Consider the following 13,655-nt stretch of genomic DNA (forward strand, 5'->3'; position numbering starts at 1 on the left):
ACCAAGTGAACAGGACAATAACAATGGGCGTAAAAGTATACGAACGCATACTTCAACTTTTTGAAGCAGAAGGCATCAACACCATCTTCGGTATCCCCGATCCAAACTTCGTTCACATGTTCGTCGCCGCTGAAGAGCGGGGCTGGAACGTGGTGACGCCGCATCATGAATTGGCAGCCGGCTTTATGGCAGAAGGGTACGCCCGTATGACCGGTACGCCCGCATTGTGCATCGCCACCCTTGGCCCGGGCATTGCGAATACGGCCGGTGCCATGATGTGTGCCAAGGTGGAAAACTCTCCGGTGATTTACCTTGGTGGACAGCGTGCACGAGTAACCGAACAACGGGTACGTCGCGGCCGTATTCAATTCGTTAAGCAGCAGGCGCTGTTTGAAAACTCGGTAAAATACAGTGCCAGCATTGAATACGCCGATCAAACCGATGAGATCATTCGGCATGCTCTTCGTGTTTGTCAATCGGGAACCCCGGGCCCGGTTTATATCGAGTACCCATCCCATGTGATACTGCAGGAACTGGAGGTTCCGGCGCCTTTGCCCCCAGAGGCGTACAGGCTGGTGAAGCCGGGTGCAGATGGTGAGATGGTGGCAAAGGCGGCTGAATTGATCAAAGCCGCGAGTAGCCCAGTATTACTGGTAGGCCATGCCGTGCAATGTTCCCGCGGTGGCCCCCAGGTGAAAGAGCTGGCGCAGCTTATGGGTTGCCCGGTATTGCAAACCTCCGGTGGCACCGCATTTATTGACGGCATCGAAGACCGCACGTTTCCCTACCTGTTTGCAGAGGTAGCCGATGAAATCGTGGCAAAAGCCGATCTGGTAGTGGCCATCGGTACTGAAATCGGTGAACCATCCCATTTCGGTAAAGGCTATCTGTGGGCAGAAGGCAATGTGGATCGAAAATGGATTTATATCGAACTTGATCCGGAAGCCATCGGTGTCAACCGACCTATTGATGTGCCTTTGGTGGGCGACCTGAGAACGGTGGTACCCCAACTTTCAGCTGCACTAAAAAACAGCCCGCGGCCGGAGGCCCCAGACCTGCAGCGCTGGATAACGGAAGACAAGCAACGGTTGGCTAATCTGGCAGAGCAGGATTTCTCCACCGAGAGTGGGCGCGTTCATACTGGTCAATGGGTGGTGGAAGCAACCAAGGCGTTCCCTAAAAACGGCATCCACGTGCGGGACGGCGGTTGTACGGTGATTTTCACCTGGACCTATCTGCAAAGCAAACCGCACGATGTGATCTGGAACCAGAACTTTGGACACCTGGGCACCGGGCTTCCCTATGCTATTGGCGCCTCGGTTGCCGATGGCGGGAATCGGCCGGTGCTCTTTACCACTAGCGACTCTGCTTTTCTGTTTCATATTGGTGAACTGGAGACGGTAGCCAGGCTGGAGCTACCCATGGTGATCGTGGTTGGTGTAGACAATGCCTGGGGTCTGGAAGTGGGTGTATACAAGCGCACATTCGGCCATGGCAAAACCAGTGAGCCTGGGGTGCACTGGAACAAGGATGTCAGATTCGACAAGATTGCGGAGGGGCTCGGTTGCCAGGGAATGTATGTCGATAAAGGTGAGGATATCAGTGCAGCCGTAGAGCAGGCATTCGCCAGTGGCAAGCCTACCGTTATTCATGTGCCCATCGATCCTGTAATCAACCATGGCGGCAATCAAAACCTTGATACACCGAACTACGATCGCTTTCGTACCTGGTACGCAGAGGGCCAGCAGTAGATTACTGGTGCATTGCTAATGCACAGGGCACAAAAAAGGCTGCGGACAACGCGCAGCCTTTTCTAAACTGGCAAACCTGGTAGTACGCATTGCCGATCAGCGGCCCTGCCACTTCGGTTTGCGTTTTTCTGAAAACGCCCTTGGGCCTTCCTGAGCGTCAGCGCTGTTATAACAAAGTTCAGATGCATATCGAGCTGCTTCCAGCGCAGCGGAGCGCCCCATTTCCGTGGCCAACATAACGGTTTCCCGTGCTGCCCGCACCGACAGTGGTGCCCCTTCAATAATGGCGCTGGCCAACAAAATGGCTGCATCCATTAACGCTTCAGGCTCGACCACTCTATTAATTAAGCCGATTTCAAAGGCCCGGTGTGCCGTGATGGGTTTGCCTGTCAGCAAAATCTCCATCATGATCCGCTGGGGAATCATATGGATAAGAGGGGAAGCCCAAGGTGAGCTGCGACCCACTTTAACTTCGGTCACTGCAAATTTTGCAGTTGTACTGGCCACACATAAGTCACACGCCTGGGCAATCATCCACCCGCCAGCAAAGGCAACTCCATTGACAGCCGCAATGGTGGGCTTGGACAGCTCAATCGAATCGTAGGGTACAGGAAACATATCCCTGGGCGGCACGGTTAAGCCGCGCTCAACCATTTCTTTCAGGTCGCCGCCGGCACAGAACGCTTTTTCGCCTGCTCCAGTGAGTATGGCTACCCTTAGATTGACATCACTTTCGAATCGTTCCCAGGCGGAAAACAGGCCCTGGCGTACATCTTTACTCAGTGCGTTGCGGGTTTCCGGCCGGTTCAGGGTAATAATGGCAATGCCATCATCACGGGCCTCAAATAATACAGCGTCATTCATTCTGTCACCTTGAATTCATGTTAGCACACAGTGCTTTAGTAAGACTTGGGTAATCCCAACGCTTTTTCAGCCAGGAAATTAAGAATCATGTGAGGGCTTACCGGCGCAGTACGCGGGATGAGTATCTCTCTCAAATAACGTTCCACATGATATTCCTGTGCGTATCCCATGCCGCCCAGTGTTAGCATGGCGGTATGACAGGCTTCGAATCCGGCTTCTGCTGCCAGGTACTTACCCGCGTTGGCCTCAATACCACAGTCTTTTCCTTTATCGAACAGGTTGGCACCTTTCATGACCATCAGATTGGCGGCTTCCAACTGGGCCCAGCACTTGGCTAGCGGGTGCTGGATACCCTGATTCATACCGATAGGACGATCAAACACAATACGCTCGTTGGCATAACGGGCGGCCTTGTGCAATGCTGCCCGGCCAAGTCCAATTGCCTCCGCCCCCAATAAAATGCGCTCTGGATTCAGGCCATGCAGTATGATCTTAAAACCTTCACCCTCAGCGCCAATTCGATCTGCTTCAGGAATCCAAAGGTCACTAATAAACAGCATATTGGAATCGACCGCATGCCGCCCCATTTTATGAATGGTGCGCACTTCGACTTTGGTGGGATCGATATCGGTAAAGAACAGAGTGAGGCCATCGGTTTTGCGGGTGACGTCCGCCAGCGGCGTAGTACGGGCCAGCAACATCATCTTATTGGCGACCTTTGCTACTGAAATCCAGATTTTCTCGCCGTTAATCAAATAGCCGCCCTCACGCTTTTCTGCGCGGGTCTTTAATTTGGTTGTATCAAGTCCGGTATTGGGTTCTGTTACTGCAAAGCAAATAAGATCATCACCACGAATAACCGGGGGTATCATTCGTTGACGTTGCTCATCACTGCCAAACAGTTGTACCGGTTGCATGCTGAAAACAGGGCCATGAATACTGGAGGCAGCGGTCATGCCACCACCGGATTCAGCCACTGCCTGCATCATGATCGCCGCTTCGGTGATACCGAGCCCGGAGCCACCGTTGGCTTCGGGCATGGCAATGCCAAGCCAGCCGGATTCAGCCATGGAGCGGTGAAAATCATGGGGAAAAATGCCTTCCCGATCCCGCTCCAACCAATAATCATCATTGAACTGAGAGCAGTGCTTGAGTACTGCATCCCGGATATTTTGTTGATCGTCAGTAAATGAAAAATCCATGTAATCTACCCTTCGTGACAATCTGCGTGAACATCAAGAAGACCCAGTTCGTGCAATATAGCGTCGGTATCCTGGCCGGTTGCTGGTGCAGGGCCCGCCACCTTACCGGGTGTTTTGGAAAAGCCGGTGGGCACTCCGGGGAACCGTATATCACCATAGGAAGACGGCACTGTCTGGAAAAAATCGACGGCGTTCAAGTGGGGATTATCGAACAATTCATCCGGAGTGCGCAGTGGTGCAGCCGGTATTCCCAGTTCGCGAAACAGAGACAACCACTGCGCAGTAGTGCGCTCCTTAAATGTCTCGCCCAGCAAACCGTAAATAGTATTGATGCACTTGGCCCTTTGCTCTAGTGTCGCGTAATCGTCACTGGCCCAGCTGGGCTTAACGGCTTCCATAAATTGTGACCATTGTTTATCGTTGTACACCAACGCAGAGATATGCCCATCCTTGGTTGCATAGGGCTTACGATTACGGGCAACGGCCCTGTGGTAGTTGGCCGGACCAATGGGCGGGGTAAATAACATGCCATTGGCATGCTCCACCAGCATGAACGACGCCATCGCCTCAAACATCCCCACTTCAACTTCCTGACCCTCTCCACTACGTTCTCTGTGAAACAGCGCCATGGTGGTGGCGTAGAGCGCGGTCATGCCCGCTATTTTGTCGGCCATGATGGTGCCAACATAATTGACTTCGCCGGTTAACATTTCCTGGACCGAAGTCAAACCGCATTCCGCCTGGATGGTATCGTCGTAGGCAGGTAAGTCAGCATCTGGCCCGCTTCGGCCATAGCCATAACAGTTGGTGTATACAATGGTGGGGTTGAGCTTGGCGACTTCCTCGTAACTGAAGCCCAGTTTGTTGATGGCCTTTGCCCGCATTGAGTGGATAAATACGTCTGCTGTCTTAATCAGTTCACGCAAAACATTGGCGCCGCTTTCCGTGCGCAAATCCAACACCATGCTTCGCTTACCACGATTCACATTGACAAACACGCCCCCCATTGCCGGGACCGGCCCGGGCGATATATATCGCACTCCATCACCACCCGGTGGTTCTATTTTTATGACATCGGCCCCCATATCCGCCAATAACTGCGTGCAATAAGGGCCCATAACCATGGCGGTCAGGTCGACCACTCTGATACCACTGAGTGGGCCCCCGTGCTGGCTACCAGCGTTGTTACTGTTTTTCTGTGACTGCGTAGTGTGATTCATCATGCTCTTCTTCTGCTTTTATTGGTCATGTTCAGCGATAGGGCAGGGAGCACCCGTACCCATGTATTCAGCCAGGTTACGGTGTAAATTGGCGGTACTGCGTTCCATATAGGGGTTGGGTTTCGGCCCCTTGAAACCCAGGGATTTCATACCCTGTTGAACCGCCGCCATGTTCGAAAAATCCTGCGCCAGAACATAACACCAGGCTGCTTCGGTCGGTGGACAATATTCCCACGCCGTGTCCGGTTCTTCACCGGGGGGAAACAGTTCAAAAACAGCTGCCTCGAATATGCATTTGTCGGGATCATAGCCATAGGGGCGGGCGCTGTAACACAGTGCATTATTGACTGAGTGCCCAATTTGAAAGTTTGGGAAAACCTGCCATGCAGTACCACTTTTAGCTACATGAGCAGGATCCACCGTTGGCCAGATCACACCACGCCGGGCGTCGTCTTTTCGGGCGGACTCTATCCAATGCTTCAACACCTGATCCGCCGGTGTGCCTGCGGGAAGTTCGTCCTGCAGTCGCATTGCCGCGTTAACCAGGGTTTGTGTGGTGTTGGTGTTGGCTTTCTCCCAGGTATAGGCCTGCATTTTTGCGGTAGACAGGCGCGGGTCATCGTTGGTGCCGACACGCAGTTTGGCAGACTGGTTCTCGTCCATGCCTTTCGGACGCTCATAGCCGATATTACTGTGCTTGCCATGGGCCTTGGCCCAACCACGAAACGCGCCGAACTGATTGAACTCCGGATGGGTGGTTTGTACGTGATAGGTTTCGTTGAAAGCTTCCAGGGCCACCTTCCAATTACAGTCGAAGATACCCCATTTACGCCAGCGGAAACGCATATTCTGCAGCTCAAAAGGGTCCAACATGGTGGTAACCGGATGCAGATAATCCTGAAGCGGTTCGCAGTCCGGATTCAGGTTAATCCAGATCCAGCCACCCCAGGTATCCACCTTAACGCTACTTAACCCGGTGCATGCGCTATCAAGTTTGTTTTGCCAGTCTTCTTTATGGGGAATGTGCGTGTTCCGGCCATCCAAATCAAACTTCCAACCATGATACCCGCAGAAGAACTGGCTGCGTTGGCCCTGCGCATTGCGTGCACCAGCCGGCACATCAACCAGGCGCCGTCCGCGATGAGGGCAGACATTATGGAAGGCCCTGATCTGCTCAGCAGTACGCACCAATATGATGGAGTCATCCAGAATCTCGAACGTGATATAACTGCCCACTTCAGTCAGCTCTTCCACCCGACCGGCCTGAAGCCACACTTGGCGCCATAACCTGTCCCGTTCAGCGCGGGCATAACTCTCTGACACGTAGGCTTCCACCGGAATGGAAACCGGCTCGGTAAGGGTGTCCTCAATATTGGTTATTCTATTTGTCATTTTCATCTCCGATGCTGCACTGAATGTTCTATCAAAATGGCGGCCATTCAACGCCAGGGATTTTCACATCAGCTTAATATGTCCGGACATAAATAATGTCACAGGCTGCAAAATATCTCTACATAAACTCAGCATAATTAGAGATTGACTTATAGTTGTATGGACAAATATACTGACCATAACAGAAACATCCAGACCCAGTAGCCGGCTGCCTGACAATGGAGCAAAAGCAAACTTATGACCGCAAAGACACCCCAATCCGGTACTAAGAGCGGGCAACCGCTGTATCTACAGGCTGCTCAGGAACTGAAATCTGAAATTGTGAAAGGCATTTATCCGGTGGGCACGCTGATTCCAACGGAAGACGAATTGTGTAAACGCTTTTCTGTAAGCCGCTATACCGTGAGGGAAGCCTTAAGAGTCCTGCGGGAAGAAGGGCTTGTATCTTCACGCAGGGGAGCAGGCACCATTGTCGTTCCACCGCGTTCCAGGGAAGCCGATATTCATCAGGTGATGTCCATAAACGACCTTATCGCCTTCGGTACAGATACCCGCTTTGCCATTGAGACCATAAAAATGGTGACTATGGATGCCAAGCTGGCTAAAAAAACCGGGCTAACAGTGGGTGAGGAATGGTTGTACGTTCACGGTTATCGGCGCACCGAGAATGCGGATGAGCCGGTAGGTCAGTCGGAATACTATATCAATAGAGCCTTTGCTACAGTGGGGCGCATTTTGGGTCGCCATGAAGGCCCTATCTTTCCTTTAATCGAGGATATGTTTGGCCAAAACGTTAATGAAGTACATCAACAGATCGCCGCCACTCTCATTTCGCAGCCACTGGCAGCAGAGCTGAATGTTGATGACGGTACCGCCGCGCTTGAGATCAGACGAACCTACAAGGCAGCAGACGGATTGATACTGCAGGTCACCATTAACACTCACCCCGCATCGCGCTATCGACATTCCATGACGTTACAGCGATTTCGATCCTGAAAATCGTCTTTATTCATAGATAACCATGACAAGCAAAAATATGAAACAACCCCTATGGACACCATCACCAGAGCGAATCCAAAGCACACAGCTGCATCGATTTATGGAGGAGGTGGGTACAGACAATTCCCTTTCATTCCAAGGTTATGACGAATTCTGGGATTGGTCCATTGAGAATCTGGAACCATTCTGGCGCAAGGTGTGGAATTTTTGTGGTGTACTGGGTGATGGCGCAGAGCCGGTGTTGCGTAACGAAGGGGACTTGTTTAACAGTGAGTTTTTTCCCGCCGCCAGTTTAAACTATGCAGAAAACCTGCTGGCTAGCCTGAAGCAGGATCCAGCCATCATTTTTTGTCACGAGAATGGCGGTCGTTCTGAACTGCCCCCACAGTCTTTACGTGACCAGGTCTCCCAGCTGCAGCAGGCTTTAGCAGCACTGGGGGTAGGGCCCGGAGACCGGGTGGCAGCGTATCTGCCAAATATTCCGGAAACGGTAGTGGCTATGCTGGCGACCACCTCCCTGGGAGCGGTGTGGTCATCCTGTTCACCGGATTTTGGTGTCAGTGGGCTCAAGGATCGCTTCGGACAAATTGAACCCAAAGTGCTGTTCACGGCGGACGGCTATCAATACAACGGTAAGTCATATGATTCTATTGACACCATTGCGGAATTAACCGCGGGTTTGGAATGTGTTGAGACGATCATCGTCATTCCGTTTTTGAACCGGAATCCGTCACTGGATCGTCTGGATCAACGGGGCGTCGATATCCGTGATTTATGCGCGCAATACACAGCATGCGAACTTACCTTTACCCGCGTTAACTTTCGCGATCCGCTGTTCATTTTGTTTTCTTCCGGTACCACAGGGTTGCCAAAATGTTTTGTCCATTCGGTGGGTGGCACGCTGCTGCACCATTTGAAGGAGCATCAACTTCAGTGCGACATTAAAGCAGGTGATCGCCTACTGTATTTTACAACCTGCGGTTGGGCAATGTGGAATTGGCTGGTATCAGCGCTGGCATCCGGCGCCTCTCTGGTGCTCTATGATGGTTCACCGACGTTTCCCACCGTCAAGCGTCTACCTGACATCGTTTCTGCTGAAGCGGTCACTCATTTCGGCACCTCAGCCAAATACATCGATTTGTGCAACAAACAAAACCTAAGGCCAATAGAACAATATGACTTTGGTAGCCTGAGAACCATTCTTTCTACGGGATCGCCGCTCTCCGCTGACGGATTTCAATATATATATGGAAACTGGAAGCAAGATGTTTGTCTTTCTTCTATATCCGGTGGCACCGATATCATTGGTTGTTTCGTCGGGGGAAACCCCATTGGACCGGTTTATGCCGGCCAATGCCAGAAGCGCCACCTAGCCATGGATGTTCAGGTCTTTGATCATGAGGGGCGAAGCATTACAGGCGAAGCCGGAGAACTTGTCTGTTTGTCTCCGCACCCGGGAATGCCGCTTGGATTTCTGAATGACCCTGATCGCCAGCGTTATTACACTGCGTATTTTGCCCGTTATGAAAATATATGGTGTCACAGTGACTGGGTTGAACTGACGCCTGAGGGTGGAATGATATTCTATGGCCGCTCCGATGCCACTTTGAATCCGGGTGGCGTACGCATTGGTACTGCGGAAATCTACCGCCAGGTGGAAAGCATCGATGAGATTCTGGAAGCTGTTGTGGTTGGGCAGAATTGGGATAACGACGTCAGGGTGATTTTGTTCGTACGCTTAATGAGTGGAGTAAACCTTACTGAATCATTAATCCAGCGTATCAAATCCCACATCAGGGTGAAGGCAACACCTCGTCATGTGCCCGCTATCATTCTATCCGTTCCGGATATACCACGTACACATTCGGGGAAGATAAGCGAATTGGCGGTTCGAGATGTGATCCATGGCAGACCCGTCAAAAACAAGGATTCGTTATCCAATCCAGCGGCCCTCAAGTATTTTGAATGCCTGGAGGAATTGGGAGGCAGGCCGGTGCAGGCCTGATACAAATGCAGGCGATCAACCCGGATAAACCTGTTCTGGTGGCGGGTGCGAGTGGATTTGTGGGTAGCCATACAGTGCAGGCACTGGTCGCCCAGGGGCGCCGGGTCCGGGTGCTGCTCAGAAAATCAAGTAGCCGTAAAGCGATTGCGCATCTTCCTGTAGAGGTATTCACAGGGGATGTGCTGAATCCTGAATCCCTGCGTATCGCCATGCAAGGGTGTGAGACAGTATTCTACAGTGTCGTCGATCCCCGTTTTTGGTTGACTGACCCTGCGCCCCTGTATCGCAACAACGTGGACGGCCTGATCAACGCCATGGATGTTGCGCTTGAATGCAGGATCAAGCGCTTTGTGTTTACCAGCACAATGGGCACGCTGGGCTTTAATCCAAATGGACCCGTGACGGAAGCAACGCCATTCAACTGGCACTCAAAAGCGCCACCCTATATTCTGGCTCGCTTGCTGGCCGAACACAGCTTACTGCAATATTGCGACAAAAAGGGGCTGCCCGGCATCGCTTTATGCATTGCCAACACCTATGGACCGGGTGACCATCAGCCAACACCGCACGGCAAGATGCTATGGGATGTGGCACGTGGACACGTACGCTTAACCATTCAAGCCAGTGCCCCCACTGTGGATATTCGTGATGTGGCGCAAGCTGCATTAGCAGCAGAGAGACTTGGCAGAGCAGGGGAGCGCTACATCATTGCCAACGAATTCATCAGGAATCGCGATTTCTACAATCTGGCGGCTGCTGCTGGCGGTAGCAAGCCGGTTATGGTGGTACCCAGATCGGTTGCCTACGTCGTTGCCTGGATTGCAGAAAATATAATGAAACTGACAGGGCGCAAGGACTACCTGATCAGCACTGATTCGGTCTTTCTCTCCAATGCATTTCAACAGCTTGATAACAGTAAAGCGCGCAGGGAGCTGCAATGGAATCCCCGGCCGATCAGAGAAACCATTAAAGATGCTGTTCAGTGGTACGCCAATAACAATGCGGGCTAACCAGGCGAACACTCAGTACAACGGTTGAATGACTACATTATATCGTGCAAGCGGCCCTGTATTATGGTGCGGGCTTCACGGATTATTCGGGTAATCAGTTCATCCACTGAGGGAATATCGTTGATCAGCCCCTGAACCTGTCCCGCCCAGATCAACCCGGCATCCACATCTCCGGTTTCCAGTGCTTTTCTACCATCCGCACCCTTAACCAGATGGTGAATATTCTCGAATCGGGCGTCCGGATTCTTCAGGATCTCAACCACCTGATCGGATACGCTGTTCTTGCTCACTCGACCGGTATTGCGCAGGGAACGGAATATCAGGTTGGTATCCCGTTCATCGTGTTCAACCAGAAGCTGTTTGATGCGCTCATGGATCGGCGCTTCCAGGGTGGCACAAAAACGCGTTCCCATGTTGATACCATCTGCACCCAGGGCCAGTGCAGCCACCAAACCTCGCCCATCACCAAAGCCACCGGAAGCAAGCATGGGAATTTTTACTTTATCGGCAGCGGCGGGAATCAGGATCAATCCGGGGATATCATCCTCTCCGGGATGGCCGGCGCATTCAAAACCATCAATGGAAATCGCGTCCACACCCATTCGCTCGGCGGATAAGGCATGACGAACCGCAGTGCATTTATGTATAACCCTGACGCCATGGGCTTTAAAATCCTCCACGTGTTCCCGGGGATTGTGTCCGGCAGTCTCGACAATTTTGATTCCGCTATCGATGATTGCTTTGCGATATTCCGCATAGGGGGGAGGGGTTACCGAGGGCAAGATTGTCAGATTCACCCCAAAGGGTTTGTCCGTCATCGATCGGCAACGATCGATTTCCCGACGTAGGTCATCAGGGGTTGGCTGGGTCAGGGCAGTCAGGATCCCCAACCCTCCCGCATTGGACACTGCGGCGGCCAGTTCTGCCCGTCCCACCCACATCATGCCGCCTTGCACTATCGGGTACTGGATATCCAATAAATCTGTGATACGCGTACTAAATTTCATCTTGTGGCTTTCCGTTATGGTGTTTTCGGTTTCTGGTCATCGTGGAGGCATGCGAATCGCACCATCCAGGCGTACCACATCCCCGTTTAGCATAGGATTGGCGATGATACTCTGCACCATCAGCGCGTATTCTTCGGGCTGCCCCAGTCGATTCGGGAATGGCACCTGCTCACCTAATGCATCCTGCACTTTCTGCGGCATACCCGCCATCATCGGCGTGTAGAAAATACCCGGTGCAATTGCCATCACCCGAATTCCGTACTGCGCCAGGTCACGAGCAATGGGTAAAGTCATGCCTACGATACCACCCTTGGAGGCAGAGTAGGCCGCCTGACCGATCTGGCCCTCAAAAGCCGCAACACTGGCCGTATTGACAATGACTCCCCGTTCTTCGCCAATGGGGTCAGCCGTGGATAAGCGCGCTGCAAAATGCGCGATAACCGTAAACGTACCGATCAGGTTGATCTCAATGGTTTTGCGGAACTGTTCTAGCGGGTGGGGTGTATTTCCTTTGCCGACCGTTTTGGCACCGGTTGCAATGCCAGCACAATTCACCAGTATTCGGGCGATGCCATTCTCCACTTCCGCTTCGGCTACGGCCAGTCGAACGCTTTCTTCATTGGTAACGTCGACCTTGAAAAAGGTACCACCTATTTCCTCTGCCTGGGCCATACCACCTGCTTCATTCATATCGAAGATGGCAACTTTTGTGCCAGCCTCTGCCAGCATCCGGGCTGTGGCTGCTCCCAATCCGGATGCACCGCCAGTGACAATAGCTGCTATACCGTTAATCTCTTTCATTGTAAAACCTCTTTCATTCTTGCTGGATCAGGTGCACCGATCAGACTAGTTCCAGAGCCATTGCAGTGGCCTCACCACCACCAAGACAAATGCCGGCAACACCCCGCTTTAAACCACGCTTCTTTAATGCCGCAAGCAAGGTGGCAATTATCCTGGCCCCGGAAGCACCAATCGGGTGGCCCAGGGCGCACGCCCCACCATTGACATTGAGTTTGTCATGGGGAATACCAAGCTCTTGCATCGCGATCATGGCAACCACAGAAAATGCCTCGTTTACTTCAAATAAATCCACTTCACCTACCGACCAACCGGCCGCGGCCATGACCTTTCGCATTGCCGGAACCGGCGCGCTGGGAAAATCCGCAGGTTCATGGGCATGACAGTCGGTGGCAACGATGCGGGCGCACACCTTCATTCCCAATCGTTGCGCCACACTGGCGCGGGTCAGAACCAATGCTGCTGAACCATCGGAGATGGAAGAGGCATTGGCGGCGGTTACCGTGCCATCTTTGGCAAACGCGGGTTTTAAGGCCGGGATTTTATCGGGGTTGGCTTTACCGGGCTGTTCATCTACCGCCACAAGACGGTTACCATTTCGGGTCGACACGGTGACCGGAGCAATTTCATCAACAAAGCGACCTTCGGCAATTGCCTGCTGTGCCCGCGCCAATCCTTCCAACGCGTAGGCATCCTGATCGGCCCGCGTGAAGCCATATTTTTGTGCATTTTGTTCAGCAAAGACGCCCATCAACGTACCTTCTTCATAGGCATCCTCCAGGCCGTCCAGAAACATCGAGTCTTTCAGGCTATCGTGCCCCACACGGCTACCGGCACGGTGTCTGCTCGTTAAATAAGGCGCGTTGGTCATTGACTCCATGCCGCCGGCAATAATTATGTCCGCAGTGCCTGCCAGCAGGGTTTCAGTCGCCAGAATCGCAGCCTGCATCCCTGAGCCACACATTTTATTGACAGTGGTCGCCTGCACTGAACGGGGCAGGCCGGCTGCCAAAGCCGCCTGACGGGCAGGGGCCTGGCCTAATCCTGCCGGAAGCACGCAGCCCATGTAGATGCGATCGATTGAATCAGCGTTGACACCGGCCCGCTCTACCGCGGCTTTAACGGCTACTGCACCCAGGGCAGTGGATTTAACCGTCGCTAGCTCCCCCAGCAAACCGCCCATTGGCGTGCGTGCATAGGCGGCAATAACCACTGGATCTGATGACATGTTTTACTCCTGATATTATTTCTATTTGGATTAAGCGCCCTTGGACACATAAGAGGGTCGGCAACGATTACTTCATTAAACAGCCAGATGGTCGTTTATTGGTCAGAATCAGATCCTGCGGTTTCAGTCCTCTTGAGTCCTTGCAAGTGTAGGTTTTCGTACAAAAGCGCTAACCTGCC

General features: G+C 52.6%; 11 protein-coding genes. 4 read left to right on the forward strand and 7 right to left on the reverse strand.

Going from position 1 to position 13,655, the window contains the following annotated elements:
• The first annotated feature begins 23 nt into the window (after window positions 1-23).
• A complete protein-coding gene (locus D9N13_RS18525; protein ID WP_290593056.1) occupies window positions 24-1,751 on the forward strand; it encodes a thiamine pyrophosphate-binding protein in 1,728 nt (575 codons plus the stop codon).
• Between the two features lie 96 nt (window positions 1,752-1,847).
• Here D9N13_RS18525 and D9N13_RS18530 read toward each other — a convergent pair whose 3' ends face one another.
• Genes D9N13_RS18530 through D9N13_RS18545 form a run of 4 tightly spaced genes read right to left on the reverse strand, consistent with a single transcriptional unit; the run spans window position 1,848 to window position 6,429 of the window.
• Window positions 1,848-2,615 (reverse strand): enoyl-CoA hydratase/isomerase family protein, encoded by a 768-nt coding sequence (locus tag D9N13_RS18530; RefSeq protein ID WP_281684415.1) that lies wholly within the window; start codon window positions 2,613-2,615, stop codon window positions 1,848-1,850.
• A 35-nt stretch (window positions 2,616-2,650) separates the two neighbouring features.
• A complete protein-coding gene (locus tag D9N13_RS18535; protein WP_281684414.1) occupies window positions 2,651-3,817 on the reverse strand; it encodes an acyl-CoA dehydrogenase family protein in 1,167 nt (388 codons plus the stop codon).
• A gap of 5 nt (window positions 3,818-3,822) precedes the next feature.
• Window positions 3,823-5,040, reverse strand: coding sequence for a CaiB/BaiF CoA transferase family protein (locus tag D9N13_RS18540; RefSeq protein ID WP_290593060.1), 1,218 nt, complete (start codon window positions 5,038-5,040; stop codon window positions 3,823-3,825).
• Window positions 5,041-5,055: 15 nt separating this feature from the next.
• On the reverse strand, window positions 5,056-6,429 hold the full coding sequence (locus tag D9N13_RS18545) for an aromatic ring-hydroxylating oxygenase subunit alpha (RefSeq protein WP_290593062.1): 1,374 nt from the start codon (window positions 6,427-6,429) through the stop codon (window positions 5,056-5,058).
• A 237-nt stretch (window positions 6,430-6,666) separates the two neighbouring features.
• On the opposite strand from D9N13_RS18545, the gene D9N13_RS18550 reads away from it, so the two are divergent.
• Genes D9N13_RS18550 through D9N13_RS18560 form a run of 3 tightly spaced genes read left to right on the forward strand, consistent with a single transcriptional unit; the run spans window position 6,667 to window position 10,443 of the window.
• Window positions 6,667-7,425, forward strand: a complete 759-nt coding sequence (locus D9N13_RS18550) for a GntR family transcriptional regulator (protein WP_290593064.1) — start codon at window positions 6,667-6,669, stop codon at window positions 7,423-7,425.
• A gap of 40 nt (window positions 7,426-7,465) precedes the next feature.
• A complete protein-coding gene (locus tag D9N13_RS18555) occupies window positions 7,466-9,433 on the forward strand; it encodes an acetoacetate--CoA ligase (protein ID WP_290593066.1) in 1,968 nt (655 codons plus the stop codon).
• A gap of 5 nt (window positions 9,434-9,438) precedes the next feature.
• A complete protein-coding gene (locus D9N13_RS18560) occupies window positions 9,439-10,443 on the forward strand; it encodes an NAD-dependent epimerase/dehydratase family protein (RefSeq protein ID WP_290593067.1) in 1,005 nt (334 codons plus the stop codon).
• 32 nt (window positions 10,444-10,475) lie between these two features.
• Here D9N13_RS18560 and D9N13_RS18565 read toward each other — a convergent pair whose 3' ends face one another.
• From D9N13_RS18565 to D9N13_RS18575, 3 genes are read right to left on the reverse strand one after another with little or no spacing between them, the layout of a single operon-like run.
• On the reverse strand, window positions 10,476-11,468 hold the full coding sequence (locus D9N13_RS18565) for an NAD(P)H-dependent flavin oxidoreductase (protein WP_411268188.1): 993 nt from the start codon (window positions 11,466-11,468) through the stop codon (window positions 10,476-10,478).
• Between the two features lie 18 nt (window positions 11,469-11,486).
• On the reverse strand, window positions 11,487-12,251 hold the full coding sequence (locus tag D9N13_RS18570) for a 3-hydroxyacyl-CoA dehydrogenase (protein ID WP_290593071.1): 765 nt from the start codon (window positions 12,249-12,251) through the stop codon (window positions 11,487-11,489).
• Between the two features lie 40 nt (window positions 12,252-12,291).
• Window positions 12,292-13,476 (reverse strand): acetyl-CoA C-acyltransferase, encoded by a 1,185-nt coding sequence (locus D9N13_RS18575; RefSeq protein WP_290593074.1) that lies wholly within the window; start codon window positions 13,474-13,476, stop codon window positions 12,292-12,294.
• Between the last annotated feature and the right edge of the window lie 179 nt (window positions 13,477-13,655).

Source organism: Ketobacter sp. GenoA1, from assembly GCF_003671475.1.
In the GTDB taxonomy this organism is placed as follows: domain Bacteria; phylum Pseudomonadota; class Gammaproteobacteria; order Pseudomonadales; family Ketobacteraceae; genus Ketobacter.

What these genes read in the sequence shown, in the direction of transcription:
- D9N13_RS18525 (WP_290593056.1), top strand. Translation starts at nt 24, where the DNA reads ATGGGCGTAAAAGTATACGAACGCATACTTCAACTTTTTGAAGCAGAA.
- D9N13_RS18530 (WP_281684415.1), bottom strand. Translation starts at nt 2,615, where the DNA reads ATGAATGACGCTGTATTATTTGAGGCCCGTGATGATGGCATTGCCATT.
- D9N13_RS18535 (WP_281684414.1), bottom strand. Translation starts at nt 3,817, where the DNA reads ATGGATTTTTCATTTACTGACGATCAACAAAATATCCGGGATGCAGTA.
- D9N13_RS18540 (WP_290593060.1), bottom strand. Translation starts at nt 5,040, where the DNA reads ATGATGAATCACACTACGCAGTCACAGAAAAACAGTAACAACGCTGGT.
- D9N13_RS18545 (WP_290593062.1), bottom strand. Translation starts at nt 6,429, where the DNA reads ATGACAAATAGAATAACCAATATTGAGGACACCCTTACCGAGCCGGTT.
- D9N13_RS18550 (WP_290593064.1), top strand. Translation starts at nt 6,667, where the DNA reads ATGACCGCAAAGACACCCCAATCCGGTACTAAGAGCGGGCAACCGCTG.
- D9N13_RS18555 (WP_290593066.1), top strand. Translation starts at nt 7,466, where the DNA reads ATGAAACAACCCCTATGGACACCATCACCAGAGCGAATCCAAAGCACA.
- D9N13_RS18560 (WP_290593067.1), top strand. Translation starts at nt 9,439, where the DNA reads ATGCAGGCGATCAACCCGGATAAACCTGTTCTGGTGGCGGGTGCGAGT.
- D9N13_RS18570 (WP_290593071.1), bottom strand. Translation starts at nt 12,251, where the DNA reads ATGAAAGAGATTAACGGTATAGCAGCTATTGTCACTGGCGGTGCATCC.
- D9N13_RS18575 (WP_290593074.1), bottom strand. Translation starts at nt 13,476, where the DNA reads ATGTCATCAGATCCAGTGGTTATTGCCGCCTATGCACGCACGCCAATG.